The organism is Candidatus Chromulinivoraceae bacterium (assembly GCA_035478595.1).
In the GTDB taxonomy this organism is placed as follows: domain Bacteria; phylum Patescibacteriota; class Saccharimonadia; order Saccharimonadales; family Saccharimonadaceae; genus CAMLKC01.
Window position 1 is genome coordinate 1 of sequence record DATIJL010000015.1, and the last position, 16252, is coordinate 16252.

Consider the following 16252-nt stretch of genomic DNA (forward strand, 5'->3'; position numbering starts at 1 on the left):
ATAAAAGAATAAAAAATACATCAGAAAAGTTATAGACAGCACGTGGAAGGTTTAATAAACTGATCGAATGACTCAAACCATAAGCACAATAAAAGACCGTATTAAAGCGTATAAACAACACATTGATGAGCGAGCCTCAACACTAATGGGGTACCCAGAAAGCATGCATTTCGACTACTCTCCACTCAGCGATTTTATGAATTACAACATTGATAATCTGGGCGATCCGTATTCCGATCTTCTCTATGGAGTAAATTCATGTGAGTTCGAGCGAGAAGTGATTTCTTATTTTTGGTCCATGCATTCGGGGGTTCGAATCCCTCCACCCCAGCCAAGATTATCTAGATAAAAAACATATGCTTCATTTTTTGGAGCATATGTTTTTATATTGTCATTCATTGTCGCCCTATGAATGAGAGCGAAGCCAAGCAGCTATTCCTTTTGCAGGCTTGACCCAATGAGCAATATCTTTTACAAGGGAAGCATCGACATGCTGCGGAAGGTCATATTCGGCTGGTGTGGATCGGGCTTTTCCAGGAAAGAAGAGGTGATTGTCGGCGGCATACACGCGAAAGGTTATGTCGTGTCGTCGATCAAGCTCAGTTTTCCACCGCGAGAAATCATCTTCAACGGTCACTTGATAATCACGACCGCCTTGTGCAATAAACATTGGCTTGTCTAGCGCACTGGCGACAACTACAGGATCATAACTGCGCATATCAAGCCAGTATGATGCCGGGAAACCAAAAGGTAATGCATTAGATTCAGTTAATAAAGAAAGATTTGGGTCATCTACCGCTTGCACCTGATGGCTAATAATTTCAATAGCTTTCTTGTTGGCTGCAGTAGGTTCTATCTCAGCGAGATAGCGCGCGACACGAACGGCTGCATGCTGCATGGGCTGAGTATCTCCCGCCAGAATTATCAGTCCGGCAATTGATGGTTCGACTGTTGCTACTCGCGGGGCAACTTTGCCACCCATACTGTGGCCTAAAACGAATATACGTGTGGGGTCTACTATGGGATGTTTTTGCAGTATATGAATAGCAGCAATCGCATGAGGTACGTACTCCTCGCTCATCGTAAAGCCATTTGAATTTGCAATTTCGCTATCAGTAAAAGTAACCTTATCAAAGCGTAGTGTAGCAATACCTTGGGTAGCTAAGCCCCAGGCAATGTCTTTTAGCGGCTTATTCGGCCCATATGTCTCATCGCGATCAAACGGTCCACCACCGCTTAACAACACAACTGCCGGATAAGGACCCTCTCCATTAGGCAAGCTGAGCGTGCCTTTGACGGCCATTGATTTTGCCTCTATAGCCACTTCTTCTTCAGTGAATTTGCTGGGTTTTACATACGTTGGCGGTGTCCATTCAACGGATGTAGCAGGAGCAAACCGAAGTCCCTGGAGCATACCCTTGTCGTCGACTGACATAATAATCGTAAGTTCGCCGCGCTCCTGAACGAGCGGCACGCTAACGCGGAGTAAGCCTTGCTCTATATTTTCTGAAATAGTTTCGCCTATTGAAACAACGGCTCCACTTTTATTTATTTCTGCAGCCCAAGCGGCTCGTATACTATCGGCGGAAGCCACTGCACGCAGCGGCGGTGCAAATAAAGACTCGACGAGCTCGAATTTTTCGTCCCTTAATGCAGTAACTATCTTGAGGGGGACTGCTGTGATGTCAGTGTTCATATGTTCCTTCTTTATTCGTGGGTTTGTTTTATTATTCTAACCTTATTGTAGGTCGTAGGAAAAATAAATCAATAGATGTTTCACGTATTTCTGAAATAATTGAAAATTATTATAATGCATGGTAGTATCGACGAATGGATAAAGCATCTCTTGCATTCATCGAAACAATGGGCATCTTTGGTGCTGAAAACGGTACCCCGCGCAGTATATATCGAATTATCGGGTATCTTCTTATCTGTGAACCAGCAGCGCAATCAGCAAAAGAGATACAAGATACGCTAAAACTCTCTGCTGGAGCAGTGAGTAATGCGTTGAATTTACTGCGAAAAAGCGGCATGATACGCCCAATAAGCATTTCCGGCACGCGGAGTTTACTGTATGAGATTGACCCTCGTAGCTGGAAACGTACCCTCGAACAGCGTCTAAGGATTATCCCAGATACTCTTCAAATAATAGATTCAGGCTTAGACCTTAGGCCTAAAAATGATCGTCTTCTTTTAATGCGTAAAGTATACGGGATATATGAAGAGGAAACTGTTTCACTGTTAGAAAAGCTTGATAAAATAAAGTAGTAATTGGGTTTATGCTTGGCTTGCGTCAACTATTAAATTATTACAGCATAATGTGCAAAGGCCATACTACAAGATGCTCATTTAAACGACAAAGAGTAGGTCTCATAATTTATCGTCATCTTCGTTAAGAGAATTATCGAGTAACATCCTAATCTCAGCAATATTACACTTTAAATCTTGATCAAAAAGTTGGAATACGTCCCTTCTCTCCAGCCATGAAGAACGAAGCTCATTTTCGAGGTTCGTTTTTTGTTCTCACCTCTGTTATTTTGATCATTTTCTAAAGTTTGGTTGGTCATCTTCACTCTCCTAATAAATCGTGGGTTAATTGAACGTTTTCAGCTATTGCTCGGGCGAACTCTGTGTATGTAACAGATACACCAGCATCGCCAGATGATACATTGGTAAATAGTTTGGTCATAATGAATCGTTTCTGCTCAGGTGTCTTTTTTGCGTAGAATAAACCTGCCTTCTGAGTTAGTTCTAACAACACGAGGTCGTGTTTCAATTGTTGTGCTGACGTGACGTCTAGCTTACTCAGTTGATGGGTGAGCTCTGCTTTTTGTGTCATGAGCTGTTCATGTTTCACCTGATACCTTTCTTGGTTTATATCTCCAGATAGCTTGTCGTCGTAGAGGCTGTCGTCCATACGCTGGATTCGGTCAATCTGCAGTCGAATTGACGAAACGAGCTTCTCTTGGTTGCCTGCGGCATCTTCTTGCTCCTTCCGCATCGCATCAGCCACCCATCCAATTATCTCCGACGACGGACAAAGGAGTTTAGCGAGTAGATCTGCAACCTGAGCCTCGATCTTATCTTCACGTATGAACTTTCTCTGCTTACAGGCATCACTTTTTCTTTGACATGCGCCATAATAGCGGCCTTTTTGCTTTTGCCATGTCACCACGCCACCGCAGCCGTTGCAGGTAATCATATTCTTAAAGATGGGGTTGTGTTGCTTAAGAACAACCGGTCGACCTTTATGCATTTTCTGCTGCACTTGCTCGAAGAGTTCTTTGCTAATAAGAGGCTCCTGAGCACCTGGGTACTCCTTACCGTTATGACGGTTAATCCCAATATAAAATGGATTGCTAAGCATCTTCTGGACTTTACTTTTTGCGTAAGGCCGTCCTTTTCTTGTACGTACACCCATACGATCTAACTCAACCATTACTGAATTAATGGACTGATTTGGATCGAGATACAGTTTAAACGCCTGTTGAATCAGGTGCTTCGTGTCAGGATTTGGGATATGAATACGTTTGCCGCTTTCTGTAATAGTCATATAGCCAGGAGGTGGTACGCCAGGTAACCAGCCTTGTGCGAGCTTTTCAGCCCAACCTTTCATTGCTTCTTCCCGTAAGTTGTCGGTGTATTTCTTTGCTACCGATAGGTTAATATTCCACATAAACTTAACGTCAGACTTTGCTTCTTTATGAAGGAGGAGGTTTTCTTTCACCGCATGAAGTCTGCGATTTGGATCTTGGTCGAGCCAGTCATCTATTGCGACAGCGTCACGGAAGTTACGCGTAAAACGATCGGTCTTTTCAACGGCGAGATGATACACCTTATTCTTGGAAATGTAGGCTAACATTTCATGAAAGACCTTACGGCTCTGTTCTTTTGAAGCTGTCTCGGCAATCTTAAAGGTCTTCACGACACGAAGCCCTTTATTTTCACAGTAACCGCATAGTAGTTTCAATTGTGAATCAAGAGAGTAGCCTTCGTCTTCTTGAGACTTACTCGATACGCGAGCTAAGATAACGGTTGCAGATTGTTGCTGTGTGTCGACTGCCGTTTTCATATGGCATCTGATGACAGCACTTGAAAGAATTCTATGAGTGACTCACCGATAGAGAGGGCTTCGTCATATACGACTTCCCGATGCTGTTCAGCGATAAGGATTTGACGTAATAGTTCGATGCTTGTCTTTCGGCTAGATATGTCTAGAGATGATAAACTTCTTGTCGGCGTGAGCTGATTATTGAATTGTTCCATGCAGATACCCTCCATCTGTTAACTGTAACTATAGATATAGTTTACTACAACTATAGTTATAGAAGCAAGAGGAAAAATGACTCTCCGATTATCCTTTAGGAGAGTGGTGTGTCTTTGGCTATTTACCGAAAATATCTGCTGATGTAACGCCAAGAGCGTCGATGATACTTAAGATAACGGTGGTAGTTGGATTCTTTTCGGCTCGTTCAATTTGAGCATAGTATGTTTCGCTGATGCCAGCTTTTTTGGCGACTTCAACTTGCGTCATGTGACGCTCGCGTCGAACAGCACGAAGCCTTTTGGCTGTTTTTTGAAGTGAGACTTTATCATCCGCCATAGTGCCTATTATTGTAACATAGAGAGGTTCTTTTACCCTTACGCTGTCCTTTTTTTGCGAGCAAGGGTATGCTATAAAGAGAAAGCTGAGAATTGTATAATGACCGATCAAGCATCAACTAAACTAACCATTCGAGAAGATAGGCCAACCGCACTTTCAAGTGCAATATACGGAGCAAATCTTAATGCCGTTGGTTTTAATATTGCGCTTATCGCACTCAGAGATCCAAAGCTTGCCACTGCTATTGTGAAGCTCTACGCCAAGGCGCACAAAATACAGGAGAGTGACCGGCAAGCTCCCGACGAAGATCTTGAGCTATTCATGGATGAATTCACAATCATATTGTCAAACACGTCAGACGACACAATCAATGAGTAACGTGGCTGTTACTGGCGCATAATATGAGACGTTTTCTTCTTACAAAAACTGCCTACAATGTCGTAGGCAGTTTTTAATCAGTTCTAAGGTGTTATCCTTGATTTTTTGTATCATCTACCTTATAAATAAGGGAGTAGGAGGGGTAGGCAAAACATATAACCGCCTTCAACTCACCAATACAAAAAGTACTAAAACATACAGACACTATCCAGCTACTCATAGGACTACTATTCAACCATCAACTCCCTCAACAAACCAAACTCCATCCCCATGAAACAACTCCCTCACATCACCAAGAAACAACAAGAACTACTCTTACTACTCTATCGATACAGATTCATTAACACGAGACAGATAGAACTATTAATGCATCTTAAAGATAAAAAGCGTATGGGAGTATGGTTAAAGGATCTCAGAGAAAAGGGATATGTCGAGTGGATCTATACAGCCAGCCTTGAACAAAAACGAAAACCAGCCATCTACTATCTAGCGCTTAATGGCATCCGATATCTCACATCATTGAACACGTACCCAATCGCTGAGATACGCAAACGATATAAAGAATCTACTCGAAAGGTTGATTTCATAGCAAGGTCGCTGCTTCTCGTTGACTGTGCAATCCATCTTGATGTGCGTAATTCCAGCTCTGACGAACTTGAATATACATTTGCTACACGAGCTGATTATATTGACCCAGAAAGTGATTACCACTTCCTGACTGAGCCAAGCCCTGACCTGTTCATCGAGAAACAAGAGGATGTAGCGGGGGAGACCATAACAACAAACTATCTCACCCATATATTTGGCACCACTACACCACGCTATACAGTGCGTAAACAACTCAAAGATTACGTCATGTATCTTTATGACGGTGATTGGCGGTCGGAACTAGATTGCGATGAGTTCATCATTCACGTCATATGTCCGACCAAGACTGACCTTCTCTACGCAAAGCGACGCACACATCTACTTCTTGAGGATATTGGACAAGAAGAGGATACGCATATTCGATTTGCTACTGTAGACCAAGTTAGACAAGAGGGGATTACCGGGTTTATTTGGGAAGAGGTTAACTAGTCTCCTCCGTGCTACAATTGATCTATTAAAGATAAAGGACAAATTAATGACGAACACCCCCGACATTTGCCTATTCTGCGACAGAACCAACACAGAAAGACACGAAATAATAGCAGAGAATGAACTGACCTATGCTCGGTGGGACAATTTTCCTGTCTCCAACGGTCATGCAGAAGTTATACCAAAGCGACACGTTGCGTCGTTTTTCGATCTTACGAAAGATGAAGTACTTGCAATCCATGATCTCTCTAAGACAGTGAGAGATAAAATCGTTGAGCTGTATCAACCAGACGCCTTCAACCTTGGTATTAACGACGGAGAAGCAGCTGGAAGGACTATCCATCATATGCACCTCCATCTTATCCCACGCTACGTTGGCGACGTAGAGAACCCTCGTGGTGGTGTCCGTCACATCATACCTGGAAAAGGTAACTACTAAGCTCATGATCTCACCAAAAGAACAACTATTTCATGTCGGCGTTAAAGCGCTTGTTCACGATGGACAAGGAAATCTTCTACTCCTGCATATTACCCGTAAAAATGGCGAGAAGTACTGGGATTTACCAGGTGGACGAATAGATAATGGCGAGACCGCAGAAGCCGCGCTAGACCGGGAGTTACTCGAAGAGACCGGCCTTACTGGCCTTGTCGTGCAGAAACATTTGGGAATATTCATGACCGACATAACTATTCCTCTTTCTGAATCACAACACGCAAATCTTCTATTCTCAGTTTATCTGTATTCGACGACGCCTAGTAGCCAAACAACTATGAATACGGAAAGTAATATGACGATTAGGTGGACATCGTTTGACGAAGCGCTTGATGATCGTATCGGCTACTTTCCTAGTGATCTTTTGCGGGTTATTCGGAGTGAGTTAGAACAGTTACGAGCTACCGCCTAGTTTTGAGATAAACCCTTCTATATGCATTGAGCATGCAAAAAGCCCAGGAGTTACGTAAAGCAACTCCCGGGCCAAACAAAAAACAAGTGAGCTAATACTCGCTTGCCAGCATAACGGTCATAACCCGTCTGCAATCTGGCTCTAACGGATCTCGACCATACTTCAGATTCTGGTCATAGTAATCGATTTTCCAAAAGACTTTCTCGCCGTACCAAACCAATGAGCCAAAATCATGCTCACCATACGGATCATTATCCTCAGTAAAGCTATCGAACTGTTCAACAGCCTTCAGCAGTTCAACTAAATCTGGCAACGTGTCTCGTACGCCGCTCGTAATTACCACGTCTAGCGCCATGCCTCGAAACCTATCGTTTAGCTCAGCTATCTTTTCTGCACGCTCAAAATCTGTGTCCATAATGAACCTCCTTCTAAATCGTCTTTCTTAACGAACGGTTCGACCTTCCCGCTCGCGACTGGGGCAAGGGGCAAATTGGACGAGTCAAGGTGGAGCTCCACACCTGCAGAACGACCTTGGGTCGGCCTATTTACCCCTTATACTGAAGAGGCAGTGGGAAGGTTAAGCCCACTTATAGAGGCGATTTTCCTATGAACAGTGTTAAAATCAATACATGGCCTACCTCGTAATTGCATATCCAGAACTTCAACAAAGCGACTTTGATTGGATTCAAACCTATCGTAGACAAAACGATAGACAATTTTCTCTCGTAGAACCACACTTTAGTATTGTTTTTGCTGTGAGTGATCTCGACAAAGATAGTTTCTTGAACGAAGTAAAACAAAAAATAGGTGACATCACAGCCTTTGATGTTGATCTTAAGGTAGCAACTATAAACAAAGATAATTCTGGCAACTACTATCACGAGTTCCTTGTACCTGATACTGGCTATTCAGACATTGTAAAACTCCACGATAAACTCTACTCTGGCTTATTAGCGCCGTATCTACGATTCGATGTTGATTTCATCCCACATATCAGTATTGGCGATAGCGAAGATGCGCAGATCTCAAAGAAGCGTGTTGACGAGCTGAATGCGCAAGGTGTATCGATCCATGGACGCATCGGGAGTGTTGATGTTATTGAGTATGCAGATGGAGCGGTGAGTACTGTGGAGAAGATTGAGCTTAAGGCACTCTGATGAAGTCAATTACCTTGTTGAGAGGACTGTTGCGGCATTATCTATATCAGAAAAAAGAGGACCTACTTTAATGCCCCTCATCTACATCACCGGTAACTCAGGAGCGGGTAAATCTTCAGTTAGAAAAGAACTACAGCACCGTGGCTACGAAGCCCACGACACGGACGACGATGACATTACCGCCTGGGTGAATAATGCGACAGGCAATCTTGTCGAACAGCCGGACGACGAGAACGGCCACACAAGAGAGTGGTATGACCAACACGAGTGGAAAATGTCGAGACAGAAGGTTAAAGAGTTTGCCGAACTTGCTAAAGGTAAGACTATCTTCCTCTGTGGCTCACCAACAAATGCCGATGATATGCTCGATTTATATGACCAAGTAGTATGTCTTGTTCTCGATAAGGACACACTGCAATATAGAATTGCCAGTCGAACAGACCACGACTTTGGCAAAGCGCCTGATGAATTAGCAAGCATCTTAGGCTGGCATGACCGGTTTCAGGATCGTTACAGAAACCTTGGAGCGGTGATGATTGACGTAACCCAGCCAATTAAAACAGTCGTAGATGAGATATTAGCAAAGGTACAAAACTCATGATCCTCCTAAAAGAACTCCCCGAACCCTACATGGTAGCCGCCTTCCTCAAAGCAGAGTACTATTCCGAACGCTTCTCGGATGACCTCAACCAAATACTGCGTAACCACCACATCGAAGACGCCCAGCTCATTACCGACCCAGATTGCACAAATGGTCGTGACAATACACGGCGCGCCCAAATCCTCGGTGACTATCGCGGCTACAAACAGAACCGTGAAATATTTACCGACTTTCCAGAGCATCTCGTGTGGTATCAAGCAGAACTTACTCCTGAAGAGGTAGGAGAACTCCACTATGTTGACTATAGCTACTGGAATGAACTCTCAAACAATACCCATCTTGTAAAAGATGCCGTCAAGAATATTAAAAAAGGTACAGTTGTTTTTGACGTTAGTAACGATAGATTCTTTGATGTCGCAAAAGACATTGAAGAACGTGGTTATACCTATGAGCCAATGGTCTTTACCGGACACGATGAAACATCAGCCCTGACCATTCTTGAAGGACATATGCGAGCAACTGCCATAGGGCTGGCAGGAAGTAAAGCACCAAAGGTAATCCCTGCAATCGTAGGATATGAAGTAAGGGTCGCGAACATATAATCATGAACCCAGAAACCACGCTCACCCCAAAACAAATTACCACCATCTTTAAAGAACATGGTCTCGCAGAACTACCAGAGATTACTCGTATTACCGTCGGCTTCACCAATGAGGTTTACCAGGTTGATGATTATATTCTCAAAGTCTGCGTCAAAGAAGCGAATGAACCAAACTTCCGTAAAGAAGAGTTTCTCTACGAGTTATTACAAGCAACTGTACCCGTCCCGCACATTGTTGTTGCCGATGATTCTCGTACGCTTCTCAACAAACCATATATGATCTATCGCAAGCTACCTGGTGAGCCAGTTGCCACTCATTGGCACAAGATGACTAATGAACAGCGTCGAGCACTCATCAAAACGCTCTGCATGTATCTCAAAGCCATAGATACCACACCACTAGAGCAATACAATGAGCAACTTCATGTCGATCCTCATTTCAGCTGGCAAGAACACGTCTGTAGCAGGATAGATGAAAAACTTATAGTCCTTGCTAAGCAGAAACTTTTGCCAGATGCAACAATCGCACAGATCAAAGCGTTTATCGAAGAGAACAAGCATGTCCTTCGCGAACAGCCGCTCGGGCTCACTTTTTGGGATGTTCACTTCGACAATATTCTCGTTAATGACAATTACCAGTTGAGTGGCCTCATCGATTTTGAAAGTATTGATGTCTATCCAATAGATTATCGCCTTATGACAGTAGATATCATGCAACGCTACCCGCAGCTCTACTTAAGCGAGGAGGTGGAACCATTTGCTAAGAAAGAGGATTACGAACATATTATGGACTGGTACGAGGAATTTTATCCAGAACTATTCGCATTTCCAGACATCGAAAAACGCATTGATTTCTATGATCTGCTAGATATCGTCAGTAAGCTACCAGAGTGGCCGACGGCAAGAAATCTATGGGAGAGGTTGACTGTAATTTTGGATAGTAAATGTTACGTCCGTAGAAAATATGGAAGATGATCGCATCGACATTCAGCTCGATAAGACCTGTTTTTACCCTCGTGGTGGCGAACAGGATTGGGACAAGGGAATAATTACGAATGAGAGTAGCCCTGCAACTTTCGCAGTGCATGAGGTACGCCTCGACGAGAACGCTGTCGTGCACCACATTGGAGTATATCAGTCTGGCGAGCTGAAGAGCGGAGATACAGTACACTGCTCCGTCGATGCAAACCGCCGCGAAATCAATACCCGCCTACACTCCGCCGGGCATTTGGTAGACATGGCCGTAGATCACCTTGGACTTTCTTGGATCGCCGGCAAAGGTGCCCATTATCCTCACATGAGTTTCGTAGAATACGATGCCGTAATCACTCCTAAAGAAGCTGAAATAATCCAAAAGGACATTGAGAGGGTTGCCAACAAATTAATCGCTAAGGGCAGTCGAAACGAGATCCGTTTTATGCCCTTTTCCGCAATGCACACCGTCTGTAAACACGTGCCTGAGAATATCCCCACAACAAAGCCTGCGCGCGTCGTGCTTTATGATGAGGCTTTTGGCATCCCTTGCGGTGGCACGCATGTCAAAGATGTGCACGATATTGGTCGCATAACAATCTCTAAGGTAAAGAGTAAAAAAGGTATTACTAAAGTTTCGTATACCGTTGAAGGGATTAACTAGACAGAGAGTATTCCTAGGGTTCATCTTACAACTTTCAATGCTAACCTATATACTTATAGACAATGAAGATCGTCAAGATATCCATACAAGATGAAAACACTTTAGTCCTGCAGGAGGATGCTTCAAAGGGGGACTTAATCGATCTTAAGTCGATTCATGAAATTGACATCGACAAAGGAACGATCGAAAACGTCGTTAGCTCGATTAAAAAAGACAAGTTTAGGGAAGAACTCGAAAAAGCAGTCAAAGCAAAAGATCAAGAATATGAGCTTAAACTTCAACTAGAGGCAAAGGCGATAGCCGAAAAAGCCAACGTAACCCTAGGCGATAAAGATGCACTTATCACTCGGCTTCAAGGCATAGTTGACTCGTCAGAGATTGCCAAAGAGCTCGCTGTAACTAAAGCAGTAGGCTCAGTAGAAAAAGAGCGTGATGAGCTCAAGGTCAAATTGTCTTCAGAAGAACTAGACAAAAAACGTATTGAATCATCATTAACTGAAAAATACGAAACCCAAATTAAAGATCGAAATGATACCATCGAACGCCTTAAGGATATGAAGGCTAAACTTTCCATAAAACTTCTCGGTGAAAATCTCGAGCAACATTGTCAAAATGAGTTCAATAATGTTCGAAGTGGCATGTTTCCCTTTGCTTATTTCGAGAAGGATAACGAAGCGGTTGAAGGTACGAAGGGCGATTACGTTTATCGTGATTATGAGTCCAAAGACGGCATCGAAATCATCTCAATCATGTTTGAGATGAAAGATGAGCAAGACACTTCCGTAAACAAAAAGACTGTAGAAAGTCATCTAAGAAAACTGGACGAAGACCGCAGAAAGAAAAAATGTGAATACGCGGTTCTTGTAACTCTACTTGAAGCCGATAACGAACTTTACAACCGCGGCATCGTAGATGTCTCTTACAAATATAACAAGATGTTTGTTGTCCGACCACAATTCTTTCTTCCTTTAATCTCTCTACTCAAGAATGCCGGTCTAAAGTCGGCTGAAGACAAACGTCAGTTACTGTTAGCTAAAAACAGCAATATCGACATCGAGAATTTCGTAGATAACGTGGAAACATGGAAAACTAGTTGGTCTGGCAATATGAAAAATGCGGCAAAGAAACACTCCGAAGCGATCGACCAAATCGAAAAAGCCATCAAAGACCTTGAGAAGGTTCGAGATGCGCTTACTATGTCTGACAAACATTTATTGACTGCAGAGAACAAAATGGACGACCTAACCGTAAAGCGACTGACAAAGAATGCCCCATCAGTTGCAGAGCGATTTAGAGAACTTGGGTAAGGAACCTGTCCATATACACTGACGCAAAAAGCATGTCGACCCAAGCATCTTTGACAAATTTATCAATTAAGTATATATTATTTTTGTAAGCAGTTTGCCTTCGAGCAGGGAGAGACACCCTCATGAGCGACGAGAACATGCAAGCCGTCCTGGGAGTCCTGGAGGACGCGTGCCTCGCGACCGAGAAGGGCAAGGCCCCGGGCAACGCCAAGCTGGTCTGGATGACGATCGCAGAGATCGCCACGGCCGGCGGCATGTCCGAGGCGGCAGCCGAGGACGGTGTGGGCACCGGCGTCAGGGAGGGTCTGGTCTCCAAGGGGACCGGCAACAACGAGGGCAAGTATGCCCTCAACGACCCCGACCTGAACCAGAAGTACACCGTGTAGCCTCGGCTACTGCTACAAGCTGCCACCCGACCGAGCAATGCTCGGTCGGGTGGCAGTGCACTAACCTTTTTTGAAATTTTTATATTAGCCTTCAAAAACAAACAGCACAGGTAGGTGGCGTTGCTTTGAGTGTCGTCATGTTTTGATACGGGCTGCTTAAGGATACGCTCAAAACGAACAAAACTACACAATCAACACATCAATTTCAAAAGCGTAGCCAGCACATAATAAAAATAGGTAGACCTTTTTCGGTCTACCTATTTTTACACTAAGAATGACGCAATCTACATTGGTATGGTTTCGTAGACTCGTATTTCGCAGTTTGGAGCATTGCCATACGGGCTTTCCAAGACAAGCTTAGATGCCTCCTCGAGACTTTCGGCACTTATCATGTAATACCCCACAGCTGTATCAGTGAGCGTGTTTATGCTGCCTTCTTTAACAATAGCGCGGTCCGATGGAGCAAGCGGATTGCCACCATCAACGATACGACTTCCGAGTTTAGTAAAGAATTCACCCCATGCTTGCTGCTGTTCAGGTGAAAGATCCCGTGGCAATTCTGGTTTAGTATTATGACCAACGATAAGATATTTCTTCATTTTATACTCCTTTGTTATTACTACCTGCTGTTAAGTACTCAACGTAGTTCTCCAGTGTCTCGTCATCATTGCCGTATTCTAAGTGGTACTGTGTCATCCAATATTGAGCAGCGGTGAATGAGTCTCTTCGAATCGCTACAAAATTCGTACGACCGACCTTGCGCCGCAGAATAAGCTGAGCATCCTCGAGCGTACGGATATGCCTATGAATAGAAGGCAACGACATGTCATGCTCTTCAGCCAATTGACTAACAGTGGCGGGATGAAATGAAAGCGTCCTCACTATTTCACGTCGCTTTTCGTTACTCAATGCAGCAAAGACCATATCGAGAATAGCTGAATTAGTATCTTTACTTAACATACATGTTAAGTATACGACTCTTTCGATTCAAAAGCAATAAGCCTTAAAATCATATAATCCTTGCTCGTAGTTTTATCGTAATATCCAGCGCCCTGCCTGTTGCAGACAGCATAGAATGACTTCGAAAATAAAATAATGAAGGCTGTTCCTAAATACCAACGCCACCAATAATCGTTGCAGTGGTAGGCCTATCGATCGAGGCAACGAGTGGCATAAACGTGTCTTTTAATTCTTTTGCCACCTCAGGTCTTGCGCCGAAGGCGTCTTTAGCTTCTTTAGATGTCCACAACTCCGCTATGCATATGGTATTAGGCTCTTCGGTACGACCGATAAGATAATAGATGCATTCAGGAATATCTTTAAGTAGGTTACTACTTTCCTGCAGTTGTTGAATAAGCTGATCATATTTATTAGGTTGAGCGGTCACTTTTACGCATTGTATATATGGTTTCATGGTTTTTATCCTTTATTGATATTCATGGTTAGTATAAATTGCGATAGCGCTTAAACATCATGCCAAAAAAGCATGTCGGAATAGCTCGATGAGCTCATCAGCATGTTTCCTGACATTGTAATTTTGTTGACTGTACAATTTTGTAGCCACTCCGTTTAAAGCCATCCGTAACGTTAATGCTGCAATGTCTGTATCAAATTTCCTTAATACTCCTTTCTTTTGTCCGGACAAAAAAACATCCGCAAGATCAGAAAGCTCACGCTCATATAGAGTTACAGCGAGACTCTCGTGCTTTAGCGGTTGAAAGTTGGATCGTATAGTTTGCAGCGCCTTTATGCATGTTGGATATTGCTGGTAAAACTGACAACTCAATTCTATAAAACTCCGAATTTGCTCCCACTCGTTTGTCGTTTGCCAAATTTGAGATGACATATAGTCACGTGCCGCCGCATAGATATAGGCAATCGTCTCTTGCATTAATTCCTCTTTAGTAGGGAAGTGGTATTGAATCACACCCTTACTAACGTCAAGACGGTTGCTTATTTCACCAATTGTGGCCCGCGCGTATCCCTCATCAGCAATGGTCTCTACGACACATTGAAGTATGCGTCGCTGCGTTGATGTGATGGTAGCACGTGGGATATAAGTTTCCATTGTTGTCCTGGTAATTGTATGCTAAATTTAGTACAAACGTACTAAATTTAGCATACAAAAGGAGAGAGAATTATGCAATCATCTCGGCGTCTGACAAACAATTTAACACGATATAAATGGCTCGTACGAGGGACGGCCTGCCTGTTTCTCCTTAGCATCTTTTTCATAGGACAGGTAATCACGCAATTTAGTACGACAACTCCATATAGTATAAAAAACCAATCAATAAGTTCTCTTGGAATCACCGTTTGCGAAAACTTCAAAGAGCCACAGACGCAACAACAATTTTATGTTTGTTCGCCGCTGCATCTAGTTATGGATGCGACGTTCATCTTAACTGGCCTGTTGACCATGTTAGCAACCACTCTTGTAGTACGTCCTCTCTGGCCGGGAAGAAAGGCACGAAGTGTGGGAATATTTCTCCTTTTCTTTGGCGGCATCGAAGAGGTTGTAGCCGGATTCTCGCCACTTGACCTAAATCCATTCCTTCACAGTTTATCGGGTGGCCTTGCAATTACCGCATTAAATATCGGCATGTTGTTACTTGGGTTTGCGGCTGTTAAAAGTCACCGCCTTTTAGGATCATATGCACTCGCTTGGGGAACGATAGGGATGATCGGATTCTTCATGAGCGGAACACCACCTTATGTCTGGCTAGGATATGGAGGATGGGAGCGTGTTGCAGGATACGCATTCCCACTCTGGGGTATCAGCATGGGAGCATATTGGTTTATCCAACTAAAAATCCTTGAAAAGACTCCCTTTTCTAAAAAATAACACACCTTTACCTCCTCTATTTATTCTGCTCCTTCAGGCATATGTAGGCTTTTGCCTGAGGTTTGTTGACACTTCGGAAAAACATCCGGATCACAACTCTCTGCTCACCCGACTAACATCCTTGAGCATACATACTCCAGAATGATAGTCGTGCACCCTGGCCGTGCATACATACACGGCCAGGGTTTAAATCAGAGGGGTTGCAGCGAGTTGTTACTCGAGGCTCAGACCTTCAACTCTCGAAGGGTCGAGCCTGCCACGGCCGCGGGGGAACAGCACGACTGTGCTCTCGCAAACAACAGACGGTTCGAGCCGAATGCGGTAATATCCGATGTCCAAGACTTTATAGAGGCGCAAGCGCCACTCGTATGTGAGGTTGTTGTCATTCACCCAGCGCATGGGGTGCGGACATGGGTCGCCACTCGCCGCCCAGGTAAGCGTGACTTTGAAGATCGCATCTTCTCCGACGCCCTCAACGATGGAGGTAGCGATCTCACCTAGGTAGCAGAAGCCAACGGCTCTGTTCTGTATCTCGATCTGGCCGCCTACATAGCGTGCAGCCTTTTCCGACGTCAGTTCCACAGCTTTCCCTTCTGATTAAGCCGAACTCGGCTTGCGAATACTATAATACGAACGAGTAAACCTGTCAATTTCAAGAAACCGACCTTCAAAACTGTTACCTTTAGAATTAAACACGTCCATGAGATACGTCATCAAGGAAGTATCGATCCTTAAACCCTCTCTGCCAAAAAAGGA

General features: G+C 43.9%; 23 protein-coding genes. 13 read left to right on the forward strand and 10 right to left on the reverse strand.

Features of this window, described 5'->3' with window-relative positions; translation table 11 throughout:
* Nucleotides 1–406 precede the first annotated feature (406 nt).
* Nucleotides 407–1696: an alpha/beta fold hydrolase gene (locus tag VLG36_04515; GenBank protein HSW78035.1), complete on the reverse strand. Its 1290-nt coding sequence runs from the start codon at nt 1694–1696 to the stop codon at nt 407–409.
* Between the two features lie 134 nt (nt 1697–1830).
* On the opposite strand from VLG36_04515, the gene VLG36_04520 reads away from it, so the two are divergent.
* Nucleotides 1831–2268 carry a hypothetical protein gene (locus VLG36_04520; GenBank protein HSW78036.1) on the forward strand — a complete coding sequence of 146 codons (438 nt, stop codon included), beginning with the start codon at nt 1831–1833 and terminating at the stop codon, nt 2266–2268.
* Between the two features lie 301 nt (nt 2269–2569).
* Here VLG36_04520 and VLG36_04525 read toward each other — a convergent pair whose 3' ends face one another.
* From VLG36_04525 to VLG36_04535, 3 genes are all read right to left on the reverse strand, one after another.
* Nucleotides 2570–4072, reverse strand: coding sequence for a recombinase family protein (locus VLG36_04525; GenBank protein ID HSW78037.1), 1503 nt, complete (start codon nt 4070–4072; stop codon nt 2570–2572).
* Nucleotides 4069–4266: a hypothetical protein gene (locus tag VLG36_04530; GenBank protein ID HSW78038.1), complete on the reverse strand. Its 198-nt coding sequence runs from the start codon at nt 4264–4266 to the stop codon at nt 4069–4071. The genes VLG36_04525 and VLG36_04530 overlap by 4 nt, the downstream gene beginning before the upstream one ends.
* 118 nt (nt 4267–4384) lie before the next feature.
* Nucleotides 4385–4603: a helix-turn-helix transcriptional regulator gene (locus VLG36_04535; protein HSW78039.1), complete on the reverse strand. Its 219-nt coding sequence runs from the start codon at nt 4601–4603 to the stop codon at nt 4385–4387.
* 99 nt (nt 4604–4702) lie between these two features.
* Here VLG36_04535 and VLG36_04540 point away from each other — a divergent pair, with 99 nt between their 5' ends.
* The 4 genes from VLG36_04540 (at nt 4703) to VLG36_04555 (ending at nt 6963) form a co-directional block, all read left to right on the forward strand.
* Nucleotides 4703–4981 carry a hypothetical protein gene (locus VLG36_04540; protein HSW78040.1) on the forward strand — a complete coding sequence of 93 codons (279 nt, stop codon included), beginning with the start codon at nt 4703–4705 and terminating at the stop codon, nt 4979–4981.
* A gap of 270 nt (nt 4982–5251) precedes the next feature.
* Nucleotides 5252–6058: a hypothetical protein gene (locus VLG36_04545; GenBank protein HSW78041.1), complete on the forward strand. Its 807-nt coding sequence runs from the start codon at nt 5252–5254 to the stop codon at nt 6056–6058.
* A gap of 46 nt (nt 6059–6104) precedes the next feature.
* A complete protein-coding gene (locus VLG36_04550) occupies nt 6105–6497 on the forward strand; it encodes an HIT domain-containing protein (protein HSW78042.1) in 393 nt (130 codons plus the stop codon).
* A gap of 4 nt (nt 6498–6501) precedes the next feature.
* Complete coding sequence (locus VLG36_04555) at nt 6502–6963, forward strand: NUDIX hydrolase (protein ID HSW78043.1); 462 nt, start codon at nt 6502–6504, stop codon at nt 6961–6963.
* A 91-nt stretch (nt 6964–7054) separates the two neighbouring features.
* Here the strand turns inward: VLG36_04555 and VLG36_04560 are convergent, their stop codons facing one another.
* Nucleotides 7055–7378: a DUF3768 domain-containing protein gene (locus VLG36_04560; GenBank protein HSW78044.1), complete on the reverse strand. Its 324-nt coding sequence runs from the start codon at nt 7376–7378 to the stop codon at nt 7055–7057.
* A 214-nt stretch (nt 7379–7592) separates the two neighbouring features.
* On the opposite strand from VLG36_04560, the gene VLG36_04565 reads away from it, so the two are divergent.
* The 7 genes from VLG36_04565 (at nt 7593) to VLG36_04595 (ending at nt 12651) form a co-directional block, all read left to right on the forward strand.
* Nucleotides 7593–8120, forward strand: a complete 528-nt coding sequence (locus tag VLG36_04565) for a 2'-5' RNA ligase family protein (protein HSW78045.1) — start codon at nt 7593–7595, stop codon at nt 8118–8120.
* Nucleotides 8121–8190: 70 nt separating this feature from the next.
* Nucleotides 8191–8721, forward strand: coding sequence for an AAA family ATPase (locus tag VLG36_04570; protein HSW78046.1), 531 nt, complete (start codon nt 8191–8193; stop codon nt 8719–8721).
* Complete coding sequence (locus tag VLG36_04575) at nt 8718–9323, forward strand: hypothetical protein (GenBank protein HSW78047.1); 606 nt, start codon at nt 8718–8720, stop codon at nt 9321–9323. The genes VLG36_04570 and VLG36_04575 overlap by 4 nt, the downstream gene beginning before the upstream one ends.
* Before the next feature lie 2 nt (nt 9324–9325).
* Entirely contained in the window at nt 9326–10297 is a 972-nt protein-coding gene (locus VLG36_04580; GenBank protein ID HSW78048.1) for a phosphotransferase, read from the forward strand.
* Nucleotides 10287–10958 carry an alanine--tRNA ligase-related protein gene (locus VLG36_04585; GenBank protein HSW78049.1) on the forward strand — a complete coding sequence of 224 codons (672 nt, stop codon included), beginning with the start codon at nt 10287–10289 and terminating at the stop codon, nt 10956–10958. The genes VLG36_04580 and VLG36_04585 overlap by 11 nt, the downstream gene beginning before the upstream one ends.
* Nucleotides 10959–11020: 62 nt before the next feature.
* The gene (locus VLG36_04590; GenBank protein HSW78050.1) at nt 11021–12265 is read left to right on the forward strand and encodes a DUF2130 domain-containing protein; all 1245 of its coding nucleotides are present in this window, start codon (nt 11021–11023) and stop codon (nt 12263–12265) included.
* Between the two features lie 122 nt (nt 12266–12387).
* Complete coding sequence (locus tag VLG36_04595) at nt 12388–12651, forward strand: hypothetical protein (protein ID HSW78051.1); 264 nt, start codon at nt 12388–12390, stop codon at nt 12649–12651.
* A 284-nt stretch (nt 12652–12935) separates the two neighbouring features.
* On the opposite strand, the gene VLG36_04600 is transcribed toward VLG36_04595, so the two are convergent.
* The 4 genes from VLG36_04600 to VLG36_04615 all read right to left on the reverse strand — a co-directional run bounded on the left by VLG36_04600 (nt 12936) and on the right by VLG36_04615 (nt 14719).
* Nucleotides 12936–13250: a hypothetical protein gene (locus VLG36_04600; GenBank protein ID HSW78052.1), complete on the reverse strand. Its 315-nt coding sequence runs from the start codon at nt 13248–13250 to the stop codon at nt 12936–12938.
* A 1-nt stretch (nt 13251) separates the two neighbouring features.
* Entirely contained in the window at nt 13252–13611 is a 360-nt protein-coding gene (locus VLG36_04605; GenBank protein ID HSW78053.1) for a winged helix-turn-helix domain-containing protein, read from the reverse strand.
* Between the two features lie 148 nt (nt 13612–13759).
* Complete coding sequence (locus tag VLG36_04610; protein HSW78054.1) at nt 13760–14065, reverse strand: antibiotic biosynthesis monooxygenase; 306 nt, start codon at nt 14063–14065, stop codon at nt 13760–13762.
* A 57-nt stretch (nt 14066–14122) separates the two neighbouring features.
* Nucleotides 14123–14719, reverse strand: a complete 597-nt coding sequence (locus VLG36_04615; protein ID HSW78055.1) for a TetR/AcrR family transcriptional regulator — start codon at nt 14717–14719, stop codon at nt 14123–14125.
* Between the two features lie 72 nt (nt 14720–14791).
* Here VLG36_04615 and VLG36_04620 point away from each other — a divergent pair, with 72 nt between their 5' ends.
* Entirely contained in the window at nt 14792–15496 is a 705-nt protein-coding gene (locus VLG36_04620) for a DUF998 domain-containing protein (protein ID HSW78056.1), read from the forward strand.
* Nucleotides 15497–15709: 213 nt separating this feature from the next.
* Here VLG36_04620 and VLG36_04625 read toward each other — a convergent pair whose 3' ends face one another.
* Complete coding sequence (locus VLG36_04625; GenBank protein ID HSW78057.1) at nt 15710–16078, reverse strand: hypothetical protein; 369 nt, start codon at nt 16076–16078, stop codon at nt 15710–15712.
* Between the last annotated feature and the right edge of the window lie 174 nt (nt 16079–16252).